This is a genomic window from Pseudomonas sp. AC211, from assembly GCF_979258055.1.
In genome coordinates this window covers 3,111,003-3,131,510 of record NZ_OZ409830.1, presented here as the reverse complement: position 1 = coordinate 3,131,510, position 20,508 = coordinate 3,111,003, and the positions used below count along the sequence as shown (strand labels likewise).

The 20,508-nt window shown below is 61.7% G+C and carries 15 protein-coding genes; 8 read left to right on the top strand and 7 right to left on the bottom strand.

Annotated elements, in window-relative coordinates:
- Nucleotides 1–46 precede the first annotated feature (46 nt).
- From ACZZZP_RS14690 to ACZZZP_RS14675, 4 genes are all read right to left on the bottom strand, one after another.
- Complete coding sequence (locus ACZZZP_RS14690; protein ID WP_463536642.1) at nucleotides 47–2,440, bottom strand: beta strand repeat-containing protein; 2,394 nt, start codon at nucleotides 2,438–2,440, stop codon at nucleotides 47–49.
- Nucleotides 2,427–6,629, bottom strand: a complete 4,203-nt coding sequence (locus ACZZZP_RS14685; protein ID WP_463536641.1) for a beta strand repeat-containing protein — start codon at nucleotides 6,627–6,629, stop codon at nucleotides 2,427–2,429. The genes ACZZZP_RS14690 and ACZZZP_RS14685 overlap by 14 nt, the downstream gene beginning before the upstream one ends.
- Before the next feature lie 40 nt (nucleotides 6,630–6,669).
- A complete protein-coding gene (locus tag ACZZZP_RS14680; protein WP_463383221.1) occupies nucleotides 6,670–8,340 on the bottom strand; it encodes a ShlB/FhaC/HecB family hemolysin secretion/activation protein in 1,671 nt (556 codons plus the stop codon).
- Nucleotides 8,341–8,936: 596 nt separating this feature from the next.
- A complete protein-coding gene (locus ACZZZP_RS14675; RefSeq protein ID WP_463383220.1) occupies nucleotides 8,937–9,335 on the bottom strand; it encodes a nuclear transport factor 2 family protein in 399 nt (132 codons plus the stop codon).
- A gap of 177 nt (nucleotides 9,336–9,512) precedes the next feature.
- Between ACZZZP_RS14675 and ACZZZP_RS14670 the strand changes: the two genes are divergently transcribed.
- From ACZZZP_RS14670 to ACZZZP_RS14655, 4 genes are read left to right on the top strand one after another with little or no spacing between them, the layout of a single operon-like run.
- Entirely contained in the window at nucleotides 9,513–10,706 is a 1,194-nt protein-coding gene (locus ACZZZP_RS14670; protein ID WP_463383219.1) for an ABC transporter substrate-binding protein, read from the top strand.
- Nucleotides 10,707–10,709: 3 nt separating this feature from the next.
- Complete coding sequence (locus tag ACZZZP_RS14665) at nucleotides 10,710–11,579, top strand: branched-chain amino acid ABC transporter permease (protein WP_463383218.1); 870 nt, start codon at nucleotides 10,710–10,712, stop codon at nucleotides 11,577–11,579.
- Nucleotides 11,576–14,068 (top strand): branched-chain amino acid ABC transporter ATP-binding protein/permease, encoded by a 2,493-nt coding sequence (locus ACZZZP_RS14660; RefSeq protein ID WP_463383217.1) that lies wholly within the window; start codon nucleotides 11,576–11,578, stop codon nucleotides 14,066–14,068. The genes ACZZZP_RS14665 and ACZZZP_RS14660 overlap by 4 nt, the downstream gene beginning before the upstream one ends.
- Nucleotides 14,065–15,294: an amidohydrolase family protein gene (locus tag ACZZZP_RS14655; RefSeq protein WP_463383216.1), complete on the top strand. Its 1,230-nt coding sequence runs from the start codon at nucleotides 14,065–14,067 to the stop codon at nucleotides 15,292–15,294. The genes ACZZZP_RS14660 and ACZZZP_RS14655 overlap by 4 nt, the downstream gene beginning before the upstream one ends.
- On the opposite strand, the gene ACZZZP_RS14650 is transcribed toward ACZZZP_RS14655, so the two are convergent.
- The 3 genes from ACZZZP_RS14650 to ACZZZP_RS14640 all read right to left on the bottom strand — a co-directional run bounded on the left by ACZZZP_RS14650 (nucleotide 15,291) and on the right by ACZZZP_RS14640 (nucleotide 18,139).
- Nucleotides 15,291–15,983 (bottom strand): GntR family transcriptional regulator, encoded by a 693-nt coding sequence (locus tag ACZZZP_RS14650; RefSeq protein WP_463384724.1) that lies wholly within the window; start codon nucleotides 15,981–15,983, stop codon nucleotides 15,291–15,293. The genes ACZZZP_RS14655 and ACZZZP_RS14650 overlap by 4 nt on opposite strands.
- Nucleotides 15,984–16,059: 76 nt before the next feature.
- On the bottom strand, nucleotides 16,060–17,631 hold the full coding sequence (locus tag ACZZZP_RS14645; RefSeq protein WP_463383215.1) for a gamma-glutamyltransferase family protein: 1,572 nt from the start codon (nucleotides 17,629–17,631) through the stop codon (nucleotides 16,060–16,062).
- 103 nt (nucleotides 17,632–17,734) lie between these two features.
- Nucleotides 17,735–18,139 (bottom strand): hypothetical protein, encoded by a 405-nt coding sequence (locus tag ACZZZP_RS14640; RefSeq protein WP_463383214.1) that lies wholly within the window; start codon nucleotides 18,137–18,139, stop codon nucleotides 17,735–17,737.
- Nucleotides 18,140–18,349: 210 nt separating this feature from the next.
- Between ACZZZP_RS14640 and ACZZZP_RS14635 the strand changes: the two genes are divergently transcribed.
- From ACZZZP_RS14635 to ACZZZP_RS14620, 4 genes are all read left to right on the top strand, one after another.
- A complete protein-coding gene (locus tag ACZZZP_RS14635) occupies nucleotides 18,350–18,886 on the top strand; it encodes a PAAR domain-containing protein (RefSeq protein WP_463536640.1) in 537 nt (178 codons plus the stop codon).
- A 152-nt stretch (nucleotides 18,887–19,038) separates the two neighbouring features.
- Entirely contained in the window at nucleotides 19,039–19,437 is a 399-nt protein-coding gene (locus ACZZZP_RS14630) for a polymorphic toxin type 44 domain-containing protein (protein WP_463536639.1), read from the top strand.
- On the top strand, nucleotides 19,409–19,810 hold the full coding sequence (locus ACZZZP_RS14625) for a hypothetical protein (RefSeq protein WP_463536638.1): 402 nt from the start codon (nucleotides 19,409–19,411) through the stop codon (nucleotides 19,808–19,810). The genes ACZZZP_RS14630 and ACZZZP_RS14625 overlap by 29 nt, the downstream gene beginning before the upstream one ends.
- A 190-nt stretch (nucleotides 19,811–20,000) precedes the next feature.
- On the top strand, nucleotides 20,001–20,393 hold the full coding sequence (locus ACZZZP_RS14620; RefSeq protein WP_463383211.1) for a hypothetical protein: 393 nt from the start codon (nucleotides 20,001–20,003) through the stop codon (nucleotides 20,391–20,393).
- The last annotated feature ends 115 nt before the right edge of the window (nucleotides 20,394–20,508 follow it).

Below are 20,508 nucleotides of genomic sequence, written 5' to 3'. Positions count from 1 at the left end.
CGCTCCTACAGAAACGGCGCTGCATTCAGAAGCTGCGGGTTCGGCGTTAGAACCCGCAGTGCTCGCTGCCTTCGCCCGTTGCGGAACAGCCTTGCGCTGAGCCTTTGCCCTCTACCGCTTTGCCCGACGCATCCGACTTGAGCGCCGTGCGCACCATGTTCACCCCGTCTCCATTCATAAACAGATTGCCTGTAATGCGCTGGGCGCCGCCTGCCGTTGCCACGAACGAGCTGTTGCCAACTGAGTTGAAGGAATCTTCTGCCACGCGGTTGAGGTTCTGCACGCTGAAGTCGGTGCGGTCCAGGTAGCGGTCGTAGTTGGTCACCGGCCGTTGTACGAAGGTTGCCACGCGGCCGTTGGGCACGCTCCAGGTGCTCATGTTGTTGTCGTGGTAGTAGGTGACTCCGGTGGTGTCGAAGACCATTTTCACGTCGCGCAGGTTGATATTGCTGTCGCCTGCGACGTGAATGTCCCCAACCTGCTGCACCTGGTTCGCCCACGCTGCCATGCCTGGAACCCAAGCGGTTTGCGGGGTGCCTTGGGTCCAGCGGCTGCGATCGTACACGCCGCCGAAGTTCACTTCGGCCTGCTGATTGAGCAGCTTTTTCAGCGTGGTGAGCGTGTAGTTGGTTTGCACCGAGGCGTCGAAGTCGCGGGCGGAGTTCACGCCGATGATGTTGTTGGTGTTGAACGACGCCAACTGCACGTGACCGTTGCCGGTGGACAGGGTGATGGTGGGTGCGCTGTCGGTGAGACGGTCGGAAACCAGTTTCAGATCCGCGCGCTTGCTCGCATCCGCAGCGCTGACACTGAGCGGGCCGCTCAGCACCAGCGAGGTCGGCGCGCCAAGGTTGACCATGGCGTTGCCGGTGCCTTTGGCAGCGGCACTGACGGTGCTCACCGCCACGGTATTGCCGCGTACGCCCACGGTGGCATCGCCCGCGCCCGTTTCGACACTGGCTTTCACGGTGCCGCCCAATTGCACGGCAGCGCTGCAGCAGTCGCTGGCCTGGATGTCGACCGTGGCGTTGCCGCCATTGCCGGCGGTGGTGGCGCTGATGGTGGTGCCGCCGGCCTGCGTGATGCTGCCGCCAGCGCTGGTGTTGCCCACGGTCAGCAGGGCGATCAAAGCCTTGCCTGCACTGGCGCCCAGGCCCAGGTTGCTGGCGCTGAGGTTGCCGGTGGTGGTCAGGCTGGCGGCCGCTTTGGCCAGTAACGAAGCTTCACCGCCGCCTTGAGCGGTGACGGTGGTCTGGCCCAGGGTGGCACTGCCGCCGTTGGCCGCCAGGTTTACCTTCGCGCCGGCGTTGCTGCCGCTGTTCAGGTTAGTGGCGTTCAGGGTGGCGGCGCCCGTGTGCAGCGAGCCGGCGCTGGTAACGTTCAGCAGCGCAGCGCTGCCGCTGTTGGCGTTGGCGGTCACGCTGCCGGCGCCGTTCAGGGTCAGCACCGTATTGGCGCCCAGGCTGGTGATAGCGACGGTGGCTGCGTTGCCGGCCGATTGCGCGCTGACGTCGTGCACGCTGCCAGACGCTGCTTTAACCCGTACATCGGCGGTGCCGGTAGTGGCCTGCGCTTTCAGATTACCAGCCAGCGCTACGTCTGCCGCGTTCGCCGATGTGGGTGTGGCATTGCCGGCGTTGAGGCTGACCGCCGCGCGGTTACCGTCTGCCAGTACGGTGCTGTTGGCGCCCTGGCGGACGGTGGCGCTGGTGCCGCCGGTGGTGAGCAGATCGACCGTGGCGTCGTTTGAAGTGGACTGCGCGGTGACATTGCCGTTAACGGTCAGACCGGTGGCGCCCGTGAGGTTGACGTCCGCTTTGCCTTGCGCGCTGCTGGCCGACAGGTGCGAACCGGCGTCCACCAGCAGTAAGCCGTTGGTGCTGGTGACATTGAGCAGGGCGGTGCTGCCCGGGCTGCTCAGCAATGCGCTGAGGGCGCCACGGGTGCTCAGGTTGCCGGTGGAGGTGGCGTTCAGGGTGCCCACCGAAACCCCGGTCATCGAACCGGTACCGGTAAGGTCCAGGGCGCCGTCCAGCGCGTTGATGTCGGCGGTGGCCGCACCGCCTTCCACGCTGAAGTCATGCACGCTGCCCGATTTGCCGGTGATGGCGATGCCAGCGGTGCCGCCTGCGCTGCGCGCTTGCACATCGCCCAGCAGACTCAGGGTGGCGGCGTTGCCGGAGGTGGGTGCAGCGTCACCGGCATTGATGGCGACCAGGCTGGTGGCGCCGCGTGCCAGCAGGGTGCTGTTGACGCCCTGGGTGATCGCCGCGCCGCTGCCGCCCGTGGTCGTGACGGCCAGGTTGGCGGTGCCGTTGTTGGCGGTGGCGCTGGCGTTGCCGTTGAGGGTGGCGCCGGTTACGCCGCTCAGATTCACATCGGCGGTGGCGAGGGCGTTGAGTGCGGTGACGTCGAGCGAGCCGCCGTCAGCGATGCCCACACCCGCGTTGCTCGATGTCCAGGTTCGCTTCGGCGCGGGTGCTGCTGCTGACCGTGGACGCGCCAGCGGCCATGACGGCGCCAGTGCCGGTGGCATTGAGCACGGCGGCCTTGAAACCACTTACGCCAATCGAACCGACGGTATTGGAGCCGTTGCCGGCGATCAGATCGGCGCGGGCGCCAGCCACGTTGCCGCTGTTGTAGTTGACCAGACCGAGTGTCGCCGCGCTGGAATCCAGCGAGCCGGCGGCGTTCACGGTCAGCAGGGCGCCAGTGGCGCTGTTGAGATTGGTGGAGATGCTGCCGTTGCCGCCCAGTACCAGCAAGCCGCTGCTGTCCAGTGCGTTGACGGTGACCGAGGCGGTGTTGCTGGCGGAGCTGGCGCCCAGGCCGCTGACGGTGCCCGAGGCTGCGTTAACGGTCACGCTGCCGGCGCCGGTAGAGCCTTGGCCGACGATGGCACCGAGCATGTCGACGGTGGCGGCATTGCTGACCGTTGGCGCCGCCGAGCCGGCGTTCACATTGACCGTACCGGTGCTGCCGCTGGCCTTGATCAGGCTGCCGCTGCCCTGAGAAATGGCGGCGCTTGGCCCGCCGTTAGTGGTCAGGCTAACCAGACCGGCGCCGTTGCCGTTGCTGACTAACGCGCCAACGCTGCTGCCCAGGCTCATGCCGCCGTCGGCGATGAGCGTGGTGGTGGCCGAGTAGGTGGGCGCTCGCAGGTAGCGAGCGTAAGACGAGGTGGTAAAGGTTTGGCCGACTGCGGCGGTGCTGAGCGTTTTGCCGCTTGCGGTGGTCAGGGTTTTGCCTGGCGCATTAGCCGTGGCATTCACGGTGGCGGTCTCGTAACCCTGGGCTTTTACATCGCCATTAAGAGCGACGTTGCCGGTGCCGCTGGCCACGTTGATAGCCGCAGTACCGCCATAGACGCGGTGGTCATAACCCAGGCCCTGACCCGCGTCGTAGTAGCCGGACACCGTGCTGTCGACGAAGTGATCGGACGTCGCCAGTACGTCACCAAGGGCCACATTGCCGGTGCCGAACAGGTTGACGTTGGCTTGCGCGATGCCGTCGCTGCTGGCAGTCATCGAGGCGGCGCTGGTGGCGCCGTCGATGCTCAGGTTGCCGGCCGAGGTCACGTCAACAAATGCCGAGCGCTGACCCGCTACCGCCACACCGCCCAGGTGGATGTTGCCGGCATCGGTGCTGATGGTCGCGCGGGCATCGGCGTTGTAGTAGCCGTTGGAAACGCTGGCGGCCATGTCCGAGCCAATGATGTCGCCGTTGTCAGCGTGAATGGTCAGCGTGATGTCGTTGGCGCTGGAGCCACTGACCGTGACGTCGCTGCCGATAAAGATCGGCCCGTTGTGCGCCAGCACGTTCATGCTGGCCGCGCCCGGCACGCTGCTTTGCGGGAAGCCGGCGATGACGTCGTAATTGGAACCGCCGCCCATGTTCACGGCGCCGCCAGCGGTGATGTTGGCGGTGGAGGTGGACGCCGCAGCGGTATAGGCAGTGTTGAAGGTGTCGGAGTAATCGACTTCGCGGCTCGCCGAGGTGAAGCTCGAACCGGTGCCATTCAACCCGTATGCGGTGTCTTGCTGGCCCCAGTTTGCATCGGTGTACGAGGCGTTGCCGGAGGCCGAGTGGTTGACCGAACGCACGTCCATGCCATCCATGCTCACCGAGCCGGCGGCGTTTATGTCCAGTGTGGAACTCAAGCCGCTCAAGCCCGAGTAACGGGTGGTGGTCTGGTTGCTGGTGCTGCTGTCAGTGCGCACGTTGATGTTCGGGCTGTTGTTCACGCTCGCGCCGTTGATCACCGTGTACGAGCCGAATTGCCAGATATAGCGGTCGCCACCGGCGCCTTTTACCGAGCCTTTGAGGTTGTTGTAGTTGTTCACCGTCTGCTGATTGACCGGCTGGCCGTTGCCGTCGGTTGTGGTGGTGTTAACCGTCTGGCTGCCGCTGGTGTAGTTGAAGTTGTCGACCATGGTTCGCCAGCTCTCGGTTTCCGAGTAGCTGTTCATGGCGTAGCCGTCGGCGATGACGCTGGTTTTGCCGCCGATGCTGACATTGCCGCCCGACAGAATCGTTGCGCTTGCCGACGCTGCGGTCGGACGCCAGAAGTTGTGCTGAGTGGCGGTCTGGGTTTGCCAGTAACCACCGCGGTCGGTATCGAACGCGGTATTGGTGTCGATGGCGCTGACGTCGATGGCGCCGGTGCTGACGTTGCCGGTTGCTTCGATATTCAGTTGGGCCTTGATGGCATGGTCGCCCTGGCTGTCGAGCGTCCACGGTTGCTGACCCAGGTAGCTGGGTGCGGCGTTGCCGGCGGTGCTCCAGTCGTAGTTGTAGTAGCCCAGACCTTTGGCTTTGGCCGACACGTCGCCGGTCGTGATGACGCCGTCGGCACGCAAGGCGACCGCCGCTCTGACGCCGGCTGCTGCCGTGTTGGTGACATCGACCTTGACGTTGCCCAGGTTGAGGTTGCCGGCGTAGGCGCGGGCATTGATGTTGTAGCTGCTGTTGGTGCTGCTGTTGATGGTTTTCGCGATGCTGAGGTTGCCGGCACTGATGCTGCCGGCTTTCAGGTCGATGGACGTGCCAGCGTCGAGATTGCCCAGGGCCAGCGAGCCCACGGCATGGCTGCCGGCGCCGTTGTCGACGGCCAGGTTCAACGCGCTATCGACCTTGATGGTGTTGGTTACGTTGTCGAAGCGGATGGTCGGCATGCCGCTGCCCGAGGCGGTCAGGGTCAACGAGCCACCGGCGCCGTTGTTGCTGCCATCGAGCATGCCGTCGGTGAGGTCGGCGAGGGTGATGCTGGCGTTCGGGCCGGTGGCGGCGAGCACCATGTTGCCGGTCTTCAACTGCGCTTCGAGATTTTCTTCATAAATCGTGCTCTGGTCGCCGGCATCGATGCCCGCGCCGTTGGCGATGGTGATGGCCGTCGGGTCGAGGGTCAGGGTGCCGAGCTTGCCTTTCGGCGCGCGCAAATCGACGGTGCTGCGGTTCAGCACGGTGTTGCCCGACAGCTCGACCTGGCCGCCATCGCCGCCTTCAGCGCCGCCACGGGCGACGATGCTGGCGTCTTTCTTGTAGTGGTTGGTGCCGTCGGCCCAGGTGTACACGGTGCCGGCGTTCGATGTGCCGGTGGCCGCGCCGCTGGCGTTGATCAGGCTGCCGGCTTCGTGGCTGATATCGCCGGTGGCGCGGATGTCCACCTTGCCGCCGTTGGCGCCTGCGTGCGCCGATACGTCGACGGTGCCGCTGTTCACCACGCTGCCGCCAGTGCCCGCGAAATACACCGCGCCGTCTTTTTCAACGAGGCTTTGCGCCTGCACCAGACCCGAGTTATTGACCACGGTGGCGGCGAGATCATTGGCGACGTCGGCGGTCATGATCACGCGGCCGCCGTTGGCGAGAATCTGTCCGCTGTTTTCCACGCCGGCCAGTTGCGCGACGGTGGCTTTGTCGACTTTGTAACTGACCAGGCCGCTGCCGGAGGTCTGCAGAGTCAGGGCATCACCCGAAGCGAGCATGGCGGTGCCGAGCTGCGCCTGCACAATGCCTTTGTTCGCCGCGTAGTCGCCGGCCAGCACCACGTAGCCGCCGTTGCGCGCGGTGATGCTGCCTTCGTTGATGACCGTGGCACGATCCGCCGCCTGGTTCGCGCGCTGGAAACGGTAGTCACCGCGCATGAAATCGTCGTTGTTGATGTCCAGCGTGGTGGCCACGATACCGCCCACGTCGACCACCGCGCTCTGGCTGAAGAACACGCCATTGGGGTTGACCAGAAAAATCTGCCCGTTGGCCGTCAGGTGGCCAAGAATTTGCGACGGGTCTACGCCCACCACGCGGTTCAACGTCACCGCGCCGCTGCCTGGCTGTACGAATTGCACATAGCCGTTCTGGCCGATGGAGAACGACTGCCAGTTGATAACGGCTTTATCCGAGCCTTGGGTGATGACGGTGTGCGCGGCGTCCGGCGTGGCAATGTTGGCCGAGCCGGCGATCACCTGGCCGCCGGTGGGCATTTGCGCCAAGGCGACCATGGGCATGGCACCGAACGCCAGGCCCAACGTTACAGGGCTGTGAATCCAGGCAAGGATGGAGCGAACCAACGGCTTCAGCGCCGAAGCAACAGGGAGGGTGGCGTGAGCGGAAACTTTGCTGTGTTTAGTCATGATGTACTCGGCGAACGTCAGGTGCCTTGAAAAGGCCGGCTCAGAAACGGGTAGTCAGGTTGGCCCAGAGGCGCCCGCTGTCATGGAAGTCGCTGGTTTCGTGACTGCCAGTCGGTACGGCGGCCAGCAGCTCAAGCTGCAGCGCGCTGATCGGGAAGAACGTGGCACCTACGCCCGCACTGCCGATGGAGTTCGATTTGTCGCTGCCCACTGCCGGGTCGATGCGCGACACATGGCCGCCATCGACAAAGGCACTGAAGTAGCCCGGCGCGGTGAGAATGCGGGTGCGATAGCGCAGCTCCAGGCTGGCAAACAGACCGCGATCACCGAGCACGTCCGCCGACGGGTAGCCGCGCACTGAAGACGGCCCGCCAAGGCTGAATTTTTCCGCGTCGGCCAAGGTGTCGGCCGACCACTGCGCCGCACCGGCGAGGCGCACGGCCCACAGCGCAGTGAGGTTGTAGAGGTAGCTGGCATCGCCATCAATCTTCAGGCGTTGGCCGACATTGCGGTCGGTTTCGCTGTAGCTGGCGAAGTTGCTGCTGGCGCGGGCGCTGGCCGTGGCGACGTTAAGGCCATCGTCCACGTGGTTCCACGCAGTGCCCAATTCGGCGACCGAAACGCGGTTGTCGGAGGTTTCAAAACCCAACACGGTTTGCTCACCGTGGAAAGTGCGCGCACCAAACGTGCCGTACACGTTCTGCTGCTGGCTGCGCTGGAACGGGTGCACCACGGTGGCGCTGGCCAACTGGCTTTTGCCCTTGATATCGAGAACGCTGAGGTCGCCGCCGATGCGGTAGCGAATGTCGGTGTAACTCAAGGCCAGGCGGGTGCCGGCGGTGTTCAGCGGCAGGCTGTAATTCACGCCGCCCAGCTTGAGCAACCCGGCTTCGGAGTAGCTGCTGCGCACGCCAACCTGATCGCCAATGCCCAATGGGTTATTGAAATTCAGCGCGGCATCCACACGCGCCCGGCCAATTTCGCGACGGCCGTAATTGTTCACGCTGACTTCGCCTTCATAGGCTTTTTCAGTGGTCACGAATTCGGTGGTGGTGGTGCCGTACTCGGCGCCCGGCGTCAGCACGGCGCGGGTCGACAGGCCGGGCAGGTCATTGAGCGTCAGCACACGCTCTTCGAGGGTGTCAGTTCTGGCCGTGTGGCCTTCAAGCGACTGCGTCCACCGCTGCAAAAAAGCGTCGCTGTAACGGTCGTTGCCAGTGAAGGTCGAACGGTCGATCCGGCCTTCGATGACCTCGATGGTCACGTTGCCGAACTCGACTTTCTGCGCCGGAATCACCGCGCGCGCCACCGGATAACCATTGCTGCGGTAGTGATCGGTAATCAGGCGGGCAACCTGGTTCAGTTCATACAGGTTGAGCGGCTTGCCGGCTTGGCCATCAATCAGCCCGTGCAGCGTGGCGCTGTCGATTTCGTCGTTGCCAACAATACGAAACGCCGCTATGTGCACCCGGCTCCCGTTGGGGTCCAGCGTTTGGCTATCCGTTGCCTGGGGCAACTCGATGGAGTCAGTCTGCGGGGCCGGAATGATCGACTCTTCCGGGCGTACCGAATTCAGCACCGAACCTGGCGTAGGAATGGTCGCTGCCGCCACATCCAATGCCGTTAAGCCACCCAACATCACAATAAATACGTCGGCGAGAACAGTTCGTTTTACAGCGAGGGTGCACGAGCGGGGGAACGTGGGGCGCATAAGATCCTGCATGCCAAACGGCAAATCGAGTGGGCGACTTCTCGAAGCCGGCAGATATCCGGCGACGAACTTCCTGTTTCTGAGGCGGTAAAAGCGCTAAGGCGAATCGGATGATGGCACGATGCTACTACATGGTTTTTTATTGGCGCCAGATTCACTTATGCATTTCTCGACATTGAATTGAACTTCTTTAAATCGAAACAGTCGTCCCCGATAAACGGCCGCTTCGCTTGATTTCATTGGGTTTTTTTGCAAACGCCCTGCGGTGGCCTGTCTAGAAAATCGAGCAAAAAGGGGGTTGGCGCGTACAGGGTGAGCTGATGCGTAAAAGTTGGTATCAAGCGGTAGTCGACGCCAAACGTGTAGGGATTTGCCGATCAGGAGGTTGCGAGCGCAACGAATGAATCGAGGTCGCAAATAGGAAAAACGAGAGGGGAATCTGAACGGCAGGACGCTATCGATCGTTAGAAAGGGAGGCTGAGACTGAGCGCAGAAGGAGGAAAAGCAGCGATTTAGCGATCAAAGAGTAACCGCTTCGCCGCTGTTAAGCGACGAGCGGTGAATCGAACGCAACGCCCAGCTCGGCAAACGGGCCGTTACGCCTTGGCAATCTGCGGCGTCAGCAGCCACTCGGCGCTGTCGTTCCAAACGTCCATGTGGGTGATTTTGCCGTCGCGCACTTCGAAGCGGTCCAGATAACGGTTGCCGGAAAAGCTGCTGCCGTCGGGCCATTGGCCGAACAGCGTGCCGTTGGAATACACCACGGTGTGGTCGCCCCGGTCCATCCAGTCAAAGTTGCCCAAGGCTTTTTTGACCCAGGCATAGCGGCTGCCATTAAAGGCGGTGATGGCTTGTGGCGTCGGCATTACGCGCCCGCCGGTAAAGGTGATTTTCACGTCGTCGCTCATAAAGGTCGCCGCTTTTACCGGGTCGGGCGCCATGGAGGCTTCGAGGAAATTGCTAACAATTTTTACCGCTTCGTTAAGGTCCGGCATAGCGACTGACTCCTGATTCAAGTACGTTGAGAACGCCTTCGCATGGTGCAGCCTGCCTGATTTGAGTGCCAAAACAGGCAAACGCTTGGGCGCAAGCCGCGGTGTAGCGGGGCGCGGCGACTGGCATCGTACTTGCTAGCAATAAATATGCAAATGCTAGCAATCAGGAGAAAAACGATGGCCGTTCGATTTCCACACCTGCAACGTCTGCTACGCCCTGTAGCAGCAGTCGTCTCGCTCAACGTGGCAGTGCTCGGCGGCGCTTATGCCGCTGAGCCGCCTATCAAAGTCGGTCTGGTTGCGGCCCTGTCCGGGCAATCGGCCAAATCCGGTGAAGCACTGACCCGTGGCCTGACCATGGCGATCAACGAAGTGAACGCCAGTGGCGGCGTGCTGGGTCGTCAACTGGAGCTGGTGCGCCGCGACGATGAGAGCAACCCGTCCAAAGGCATGCTGGCGGCGCGCGAATTGGTGCAGCGCGAGAAGGTCACCGTGCTGTTCGGTGGCTTGGATACGCCGGTATCGCTGGCCATCGTGCCCCTGGCTAACCAGCTGAAAGTCCCGTTTATGGGCATTTGGGCAGCAGGCACGAAAATCACCGAGAACGGCGCTGCGGATAACTACGTGTTCCGCGTATCGGCCGTCGACGAACTGGTGGACGAAGCGCTGGTGAAGTACGGCGTGGACAACGGCATGAAAAAGCCCGGGATGATCCTGATCAACAATCCCTGGGGCGAATCCAACGAAGCGGGTTTCAAGCGCGCGCTGGAAAAGCGCGGGCTGGCCAATGCGGGTGTCGAGCGTATTCAGGACAGCGACTTGGACGTGGTGCCGCAACTCACGCGCCTGAAAAACGCAGGCGCTGACACCTTGTTGATGGTCGGCAACGTCGGCCCGTCGGCGCAGGTGGTCAAGTCCCTGGATCGCATGGGTTGGGACGTGCCCGTGGTGTCGCACTGGGGCCCGGCGGGCGGGCGCTTTGGCGAACTGGCGGGGCCGAATGCCTCGCGCGTGCATTTCATTCAGACCTACGTGTTCACCGAGCACAACAGCGCCAAGGGCGACGCGCTGCTGGCCGCGCTGAAAAGCGCTTACCCGCAAATCAAGACGCTGGCCGACGTTACTCCTGCGGTGGGAATCGCCAACGCCTACGACGCCTTGCACCTCACCGCAATGGCCATCGCCAAGGCCGGCAGCACCGAAGGTAAAGCGGTGCGCGACGGCTTCTACGCCATCGGTGAATACGACGGGCTGATCAAGCATTACCAGCAGCCGTTCAGCGCCAGCAAGCACGACGCACTGGGGCCACAGGACTACCTGTTCACCCACTTCGTTGACGGCCAGATCGTACCGCTGGCACCCAAGGAGTAAGCCATGTTCACCGCCGCCATTATTTCCGGGCTCGGCCTGGGCAGCATGTACGCGTTACTGGCGTTGGGGTTTCACCTCACCTACGTGGTTTCGCGCACCGTCAACTTTGCCCAGGGCAGCGCAATGATGGTTGGCGCGGTGCTGGGTTACACCTTCTGCATCAACTGGGGTTGGTCGTTGTGGCTGGCGTTGCCGCTGACGCTGAGCCTGTGCGCGCTTTACGGGCTGGTGATCGAGCGCTGCCTGGTGCGGCCGTTTCATAGTCGCGGTTCGCAGGCCTGGCTGATGGCCACGGTGGCGGCCGGCATTCTGGTGGACAACCTGGCGCTGTTTACCTTCGGCAAAGAACCGCGGCAATTCGAAAGCAGCCTGGTGCACCTGAACGTGGAAATATTCGGCAGCAGCGTCGGTGCCCAGCAGTTGCTGATTCCGCTGGCCGGTGCGGCGATCGCCCTGGCGCTATACCTGGTGCGCCGTTACACGCGCCTGGGCAAAGTGCTGGAGGCCTGCGTGCAAAATCCCCGTGCAGCCATGCTGATGGGCATCAACGTGAACCGGGTGGTGGCGATTGCCTTTGCAGTGTCCACGGTATTCGCGGCGGTGGCCGGTTTGCTCATTGCGCCGCTGTTTAGCGTGAGCGCGGAGATGGGCATGTTGTTTGGCCTGAAGGCGTTCGCGGTGGCGATTCTTGGCGGCATTACCAGTGCGGGCGGGGTGTTTGCCGCTGGCTTGTTGTTCGGTTTGGCCGAGGCGTTGATCACGTTGTATTTCGGCTCGGCGTTTACCCAGATCGTGACCTTTGCGTTGGTTATTCTCGCGCTGGCCACGCGCCCTAACGGTCTGTTCGGCAGCCAGGCACTGGTGAAAGTATGAATGCATTCAAAACCTTTGCCGCTCCGGTATTTATCGGCTTGCTCGCCACAGCCTGCGTTGCGCTGGCGTATACTCTGGACAGCTACTCGCTCCTGGTTTTCACCCTGTGCGCCCTGGCGGCGGTGGTGGGCGTTGGGCTGAATATTCTGATCGGCCTCAGCGGGCAGATTTCCTTTGGCCATATCGCCTTCTACGCCATCGGCGCCTACGTGTCGGCGCTGCTGACAATGGCCGGCTGGCCGTTGTGGTTGGCGTTGCCAGTGGCCGGTTTAGTCAGCGGTTTGATCGGCGCGCTGCTGGCAATCCCCGCGTTGCGGGTAAGCGGGCCGTACCTGGCGATGATCACCATCGCCTTCGCCTTTGTGGTGCACCACGGCCTGATTGAGTGGCGCGGCGTGACGGGCGGCTCCAATGGCTTGATGGGCATTCCCATGCCGGAATTTGCCGGGCTTGATCCGATGGTGCTGCTGGCCTTGCTGGCGGGCGGCCTGATGATTGCCGCGCTGATGTTCTACCACCGCGTTAGCCGCAGCAGCTGGGGCATGGCCATGCGCGCGGTGAAAGCGTCGGAAATTGCCGCGCGTTCGCTGGGCTTTAACCCGGTATTGAGCAAGACCTTGGCGTTTGCCTTGTCGGCGGCCTTCACCGGTTTGGCGGGCGGCTTGCTGGCGCCGCTGTTGATGTTTATCAACCCCGAGTCGTTCCCGTTTTCGCAGTCCATTCTGTTTGTGCTGGCCGTGATTGTCGGTGGCAGCGGCATGCTATTCGGGCCGTTGATTGGCGCGCTGTTGATCGTGCTGGTGCCCGAGCTGCTGTCGAACTTTGCCGAATACCGGCTGCTGATTTTCTCCGCTCTGTTGCTGCTGGTGCTGTGGATCGCCCCCAACGGTTTGCTCGGCGCCATTGCGGCGCGCTGGCTGAAACCGACCCGCCTGCTGCCGCCCACCCAAATCAACGTACAACGCATCGCCGCGCACTTGCGCAGTCGAGGTCCGGCGACCGGTTTGCAGGTGACCGATATCGGCATCCGCTTCGGTGGCGTGCAGGCCGCGCAGCATGTGAATGTGCGCGCTGCGGCTGGCAGCATCACCAGCATCATCGGTCCTAACGGCGCGGGTAAAACCACGGTGCTGAACATGATTAGCGGCTTCTACGCACCCGATAACGGCGAGATCCACTTGCAGCAGCCGTTGGCGGGCTTGCCAGCCTGGAAAAGCGCCCGCGCCGGTATTGCACGCACCTACCAAACCACGCTGCTTTTTGGCGAATTGTCGGTGCTCGACAACGTGCTGGTGGCCATGCAGAAAGGCCGGCTCGGGCTCGCCTTCAGCCTGCCCACTGCCGAGCAGCGCAGCCTGGCCATGGACTTGCTGGCCTTGGTGGGCTATCGCGGCGAAGTGAATATTGCCGCTGATGAGTTGCCCCACGTGGACCGCCGTCTCGTGGAAATTGCCCGCGCGCTGGCCACCGCGCCGTTGGTGCTGTTGCTTGACGAGCCGGCGGCAGGCCTGAGCCGCGCAGACACCGATGCGCTCGCCGTGCTGCTGCGCAAGCTGGCCGATTTTGGCCTGACCGTGATGTTGGTTGAGCACGACATGCAGTTGGTGATGTCGGTGTCTGAGCATCTGTTGGTGCTGGACGCGGGCAAGCCGATTGCCAGCGGATCACCGGCCGACATTCGGCAAAACCCGCAGGTGATTGCGGCGTACCTGGGCGCCACCGAATACCAGGCAACGCCACGGTCACACGCCTGGGATGGCAGCCGCGACGCGCGCGTGTACGTTAAAGACCTGATCATCGACTACGGCGCCTCGCCGGTGGTGAACAAAGTCAATTTGCTGGTCAATCCCGGCGAGCTGGTGGCCATTCTTGGCGCGAACGGCGCCGGCAAGTCGAGCATCTTGCAGTGCCTGGCCGGGCTGCATCGGGCGAGCGGCGGCAGCGTGCTGCTGGACGATGAAAATATCGAGCAAGCCAGCGCCAGCCATATCGCCGCGCGCGGCTTGGCCCTGGTGCCTGAAGGCCGTCAGGTGTTCCCGTATTTGAGCGTGCGCGACAACTTGCTGCTGGGCGGTTATTCGCGCCCGGATGCGTTTGATGCCGACGCGGAAATCGAGGCCATCCTCACGCGCTTCCCACGGTTGCGTGAACGTATCGATAACCCGGCCGGGCTGCTTTCCGGTGGCGAGCAGCAGATGGTGGCGGTAGGGCGAGGCTTGATGGCCAAGCCGAAGATTCTGTTGCTCGATGAACCCTCGCTGGGCCTGTCGCCCGCCATGATCGGCGAGCTGTACGACGCGCTCGCGGCGCTGCGCGATGAAGGCGTGACCATTCTGTTGGTCGACCAAATGGCCAACCTGGCGCTGCAAGTGGCCGACCGCGCCTATGTGCTGGAAACCGGCTGCATCGTCAAAGCTGCCAGTGCCGCCGAGCTGCGTGACGACAAGGAGCTTGCCGCCGCGTATCTGGGCGAAGCGGTGGCGGTATGAGTGCGCTGAAAATCGTTAATGCCAGGCTGGGCGAGGAGGGCGGTTTGACCGAACTGTTGGTCGAGGACGGTTATTTCGTCCAGGCCTTCAGCGCCGCCACGCATGATTGGCAGACCCTCGACCTGAACGGCCAGCTGGTGTTGCCCGGCCTTATCGAAACCCATATCCATCTGGACAAGGCCTGCATCATGCAGCGCTGCCAATTAACCGAAGGCACGCTGGTGGAAGCCGTGGCGCAAACCCGCGCGGCGAAGGCTGAATTTACCGAGCAAGACGTTTACCAGCGCGGTGCGCGGGTGCTGGAGAAAGCCATTTTGCAAGGCACCACCCACATGCGCACCCATGTAGAACTGGACCCGCAAATCGGCCTTATCGGCTTCAACGCCATCCGCCGTCTGCAAACCGATTACGCCTGGGCCATCGGCCTGGATATTTGCGTGTTCCCCCAAGAAGGGTTGCTGAACAACCCCGGCACCGAGACGCTGCTCTGCCAGGCCCTGGAAACCGGCGCTAGCGTACTGGGCGGTTGCCCGTACATGGACAGCAACCCCCATGGCCAGATTCAGCGTCTGTTCGAACTGGCCACGCGCTACGACTGCGACCTGGACCTGCACCTGGATTTCGACCTCGACCCCGACAACATGACCGCCCTGGAAGTGGCGCGCTGCACCGCACTGCACGGCTGGGGCGGGCGGGTGACGATTGGCCACGCCACCAAACTCTCAGCGCTGCCCAAAGCGCACCTGATGCAGTTGGGCCTGCACCTGGCCGAGGTCGGCGTGCAGGTGACGTGCTTGCCCAGCACCGATTTATTTCTCACCGGCCGCGACACCTTTCACAACAAGCCGCGCGGGTTGGCGCCATTGGCGCAGTTACACGCCTGTGGCGTGACCTGTTCGCTGTCGACCAACAATATTGGCAACCCGTTTACGCCTTATGGCGATGCGTCGCTGGTGCGCCAGGCGAACCTGTTTGCCAACGTCACGCAGCTGGGCACACAGGCCGAACTGGGCCAATGCCTGGCCTGGATTTCCAGTGAGTCGGCACGTTTGCTGCGCTTGAAAGCGTACGGCCTGGTGCCGGGCTGCAAAGCGGATTTTATCGTCTTCGACGCCGACTCGCCGGCCGCCGTGATTGCTGAAATAAGCGCGCCACTGATGGGCTTCAAAGGCGGGCGACAAACCTTTAGCCGGCCGGCCGGCCAGTTGCTGAAGCCGGCAGCCTAGTCGCTCAGTGCTTGCTTGAGATTGAATTCTTCAGACTCGCCTTGCTCCAGCGCCAGTTGCGCTTCCAGCTCATCCAGGTGCTCGATCATCACCGCTACGGCCTGCTGGTTATCGCCGTTTTCCAGGGCGGTGATGATTTGCTGGTGCTCGTCGGACGCGCAGGAGGGCACGTCGTTGCGTTGGTACAGGGCGACGATCAGCGAGCTGCGCACCATCAGGTTGGCAAGAATATCGCTGAGCACGGTGTTGCCACTGATCTCGCCCAAAAGCAGATGAAATTCGCTGAGCTCGCGCACGATGGCGCGGCGGTCGGTGTCGTTGGTGGCCTTGCGTTCGCTGTTCATGTGGCTGGCGATGCGCTGGCGGTGCTTACGCATGATTGCCGGCGTAATGGCCTCGACAATCGCCCGTTCCACCGCGCGGCGCGCGCTGAAAATATCCCGCGCTTCCTTGGCCGTGGGCTGCGCCACCATGGCCCCACGGTTGGCTTCGATGGTCACCACTTTTTGCATCGCCAGGCGCTGCAACGCGACCTGCACATGGTTGCGATTGGCCTGCAAGGATTCGACGATCTGCGCTTCGATCAACCGTGTGCCCGGCGGCAGACGATGCTGGGCAATCGCCTTGAAAAGCTTGTCGACGATGCGCTCCACCTCAAGCTGTTTGGCGGTGACAGTGCTCAACCTGATGGTTCCTCTGCGGCTGACGGGCAAACGGCGACATTATCCGCCAGCCGCCTGAGCCCGGTAAATACGCGTAAATCGCTCAATCCGCCTGCCCCAGCGCGGTGCCTTCGCCACGGGGATCATGCATGGCCGTGCGTTGCCCCGTCGCGTCGATGGCAATCACGCCAGCATGGCCGGTCATCGGGCTGAGCGCAGGAATAATTTCCACCTCGTGCCCCAGCGCGGCCAAGCCTTCGATCGTGCTCGGCGGCATATCGCCTTCCAGCTTGAGATTGTCGGTGCTGTCGAAAAAACTACGGCCGAGCAGAAAGCGCGGGGCTTTGAGCGCGGCATCGACGGGCTGCTGGAAATCGATCAGCTGGCTGGCCAGCACCATTTGCGTCTGCGGCTGACCATCGCCGCCCTGGGTGCCGAAAAACCAGCGGCGGCCATCGTCGGCCAGGTAGCACGACGGATTCAGCGTATGCGCCGGCCGCTTGCCTGGCGCCCAGCCGTTGGCATGCTGCGGGTCGGCGTTGAAGCCCGCCGCGCGGTTCTGCCAGAGCACACCGGTGTCGCCCAGCACGCAGCCGGAACCGAAATCATGGAACAGACTTTGGATCAGGCAGGCGGTGCGGCCCTGCGCATCGGTGGCCGCCATCCATGCCGTATCCGCCGGGCGGCCGGGCTCGTTCCACGGGGCGGCACGCTGCTCATCAATGGCGTCGGCGTAGGTTCTGACCAGTGCAGGCTCAAGGGTGCCGGCAAAATCCCACGGATTACTCACTGGGTCGCACAACTGCGCATTGCGGCGCAGCAGCCCTTGTTTGATGGCTTCAACCAGATAGTGGTAATACCGCGCGCTGCCGTTACCGGCGCTCGCCAACGGCTTGTGCTGTAACGCCGCCATCGCCTGCAACGTATAAAGCCCCTGCGATGGCGGCGCCACGTTATACAGATGACCGTTGCGGTAGCGTACGGAAATGGGCGCCAGCTCCATGGCGCGAGTGGCCGCCAGGTCTGCCGCCGTCAGGCCACAGCCCAGTTCGGCAAAGGCTGCCGCGAATGCCTGGGCCAGTTCGCCTTGATAGAAATCCTGCACACCGTGGCGTGCCAGATGGCGAAGCGTGTCGGCCAGCTGTGGCTGGCGCAGCGAATCGCCTTCGCGCAGCCAACGGCCTTCGGTCATGCACAGCGGTTGCAGATCCGGCAGTTGCGCAATCAACGGCTGGCGAAGCGTCTGCCAAAACAGTTGTGACTGCGACACCGGCGAGCCGGCGTCGGCCCTAAACGCCGCATCTTCCAGCACGTCCGCCCAGCCCAGTTTCGAGCCCCACTGTTGCCGACTGATCTGTGCCGCGACCTGCCAGCTGGCCAATGCGCCGGCAGTGGTGGCAACCGATCCTGGGCCTCGCAAGGTGATGGCGCCGCCGTCAGGCAGGCGTTGGCCGGCCTGACCAATCCCCACGATGGTGCGCACTTTGTCGTCGTGGATCATCCACAGGGCATCGCCGCCCAGTCCGGTCATATGGGGGAACACCGCGCCCAGCATGGCGCTGGCTGCCAACATCGCGTCGATGGCTGTGCCACCCGCATCGAGAACCCGCATGCCTGCGGCGCTGGCCTCGGTATGGGGCGTGCAAATTACTGCTCGGTTGGAACTGGCAATCATCGGGGAGGGCGTCTCGCTGCTAGCTATGCCTATTTTAATTGCTAGCAAAGCAATAACTGTGCCCCTCATTTTTCCCGGCCGCAGTTCAGCCCGACGCTTAAGCCTACGGCTCTACAAAAAACTCGAAATCGCGCGCAATGGTGCCGTCGTCGCGGTAGCTGATGTACACCACTTGGCCGTCGCTGCCGGCGACAAACGCATAGGGCCATTTGCCGTTGGCTTTATGCATTTGCTCATACACCGGCATGAAGAAATCCAGCGTCTGGCCTTGCGGGTCGTACGGCAGATCGACAAAGAAAATTGGATAGTGGCCGCCGTTGCACAGCTGCAAACGGTTCAGCTTGATGCCGTTTTTCTCCAACACCAACCGCGTCGGGTGCTGCCAGGTAGTGAGGTCTACATCGTGGCAGTCGCTCGCCAGCTTTGTATAAAGCTCGGTTTTTTCAAGGGGTGTGCCTGCCATCGCCATGCTCGGCAGCAGAAGAAGCAAAGAGAGAAGACGCGGCACGGCTTGGCTCCAGAGAAGGGCGTTTGAGAGCCGGCATTCTAGGTTTTTGCCAGATAAATTTCTCATAAAAATTCCCGTGTTTTCGCTTGCCAGCCGGGCTTTGTACTGCAGCTCAACCCGAGGCGGTTGGGCGTGAACTTGGGAGCCGTCCGATTTATTTCCGCTAACTACCGCCGCAGGCTGCTGCCCGGGATTAGCGGAGAGAAATCAATGAGCGAAGGTCATTTCATCGGCCTGGGTGATAAAACCACCTGCGGCGGGAAAGTGTTGGAAGGTCACAGCGGAATCAACATGTTCGGCGTCATTCACTCTCGCCAAGGTGATCAGGTTACGTGCGGGAAAGATGGGAAAATCTACCGGATCGTGGGTGGCATTTCCCATATGGTCAGCCACGGCAAGCTTATGGCCGGTACGTTGGACAGCTTCAGCAGTTGCCCATGCAACGCTCGCTTGATCCCTTCGATTCTTACCGCCATTTATCATAAAAAGCGACGCACCGCCTGCAGCACGAACTACTTCGGCTGGCGCTCCGCCGTTGGCCCATGCCGTTCCAGCCCAAACGGGCCATTCGGGTCAAACCGATTTTTCCCCTCCCATCGAACCTGCGCCAGCGCAAAAGAAGGCGGAGCCAGTCACCTGCCAACACCCCGATGTAATGGAACCGGTGGCCCGCTATATCGCCGAGGAAATGAACCGCAACATCACCCATCCCTCCGTCCTGAAAATGAAAGAACTCACAAGCTTTGACGCGGCAGCGGAACGGGAAAAGTTTGAAAAGCTTCCTTGGTATTTACGTCGTTCAACTCCGGATTTCCAAGCCATGGAGCTTGGTAACACCGTTGCTGCGATGGCGCTTTGGGCCGAGCGGGTTGGGCAAAAACAGGCCGTGGGATCACAAGTTGACGATTCAACAGCTGTTCGGCGGGATCTGGCACAAGCATGGTCAGGTCGAGTACTACCACGACATCTGGTCGAACATCCACTACGGCTATGTGGGGCGTATTGGTGGGCTTTCCGAGGGCATGCTTCTGGATGGCGCCGGGCTTGAGCAGATTGCTTCAGACTCCATTCGGAAAATGGAGAGGTGGGACAAATTTAAAGGGCCGCACCGCTCGGCAGACATTGACGGATTTCGGGCCTGGGACGACATAGGTGATCGAGTCGCTATCAGCATTGGAGTCAAACTTTGCGGGCAGCACCCTAACGGCGGTATTACGGCAAAGCTGCTTATGGACGAAGTTTTATCATTCCCTTATTCAGGCTGGGGAGATGCCGCACGTGCCCACGAGTGCAAATAAACCGAAGCGACACTTCTGGCGCTGGGTGCTGATGGTCTTATTTGCCCCCCTCGTTTTTTGGTATGTAGCCGCTCCCAGAGTCATCTTCCATTTCTCTGACAGGGGGCAGGGGCGTCTCGGATACATTTTGAATGTTCAGCACTCTATTTCAAAAGGTGGGATTTACCCGGGTGAAACTACTGGGGACGTTGGCCACATCTTCCCAGATGAACATTTCTTTTTCGACTTCGATTGGAACAACGGTGCAAAGTCGCACTGCATCAGGGTCAAGCCGAAGTGGCCTGAGATCAATATCTATATCGGCCCAGATGGCGCTATCGATCGCAGCCGCACTGACACCAAGGTTATTGAAGAATGCGGGCCACTACCCTGACGGAACAACTCCACGCCGTGCCTTTGGGAAGCCTGAAGCTGCGAGCTATTGGACTTGCATCCGCTAATACCCAATTAATCCGACGGCTTAGCTAATCAAGCCGTCGGACCAAAGCCGCGCCTTACTCTTTCTTAAACTCCGACATCTGCAGTGATTAGTGCTGCCACGTTCAAGGCCGGGAATTACAAACATGACCACATCTGCGGATAAACCGAAGCGGTACGTTCGACGATGGGTGATGGCGGTGTTACTCGCTCCCATACTCTTTTGGTATTTCGCCACACCCCAAGTGGGCTTCCATTTCTCTAGCAACGGGCAAGGGCGTCTCGGTTATATTTTAAATGTTCAGCACTCCATTTCGAAAGGCCAGATCTTCCCCGGTGAAGCTACTGGTGGCGTTGGGCACATCTTTCCCAACGGCGGATTTTTTATGGAGTTCGATTGGAACAACGATGGAAGATCGCACTGCATCATGGTCAAACCGAAGTGGCCAAAAGTCGATATTTACATCGGCCCAGATGGTGCCGTCGATCGCAGCCGCACTGATGCCAAGGTTATTGAAGAATGCGGGCCACTACCCTGACGGAACAACTCCACGCTCTGCCTTTTTGGGAAGCGTGAAGCTCCGAATTACTCGACATCATAAACTCCGAAATCTGCAGACTTTAGTGCTGCCATGTTTAAGGTTGGGAATTACA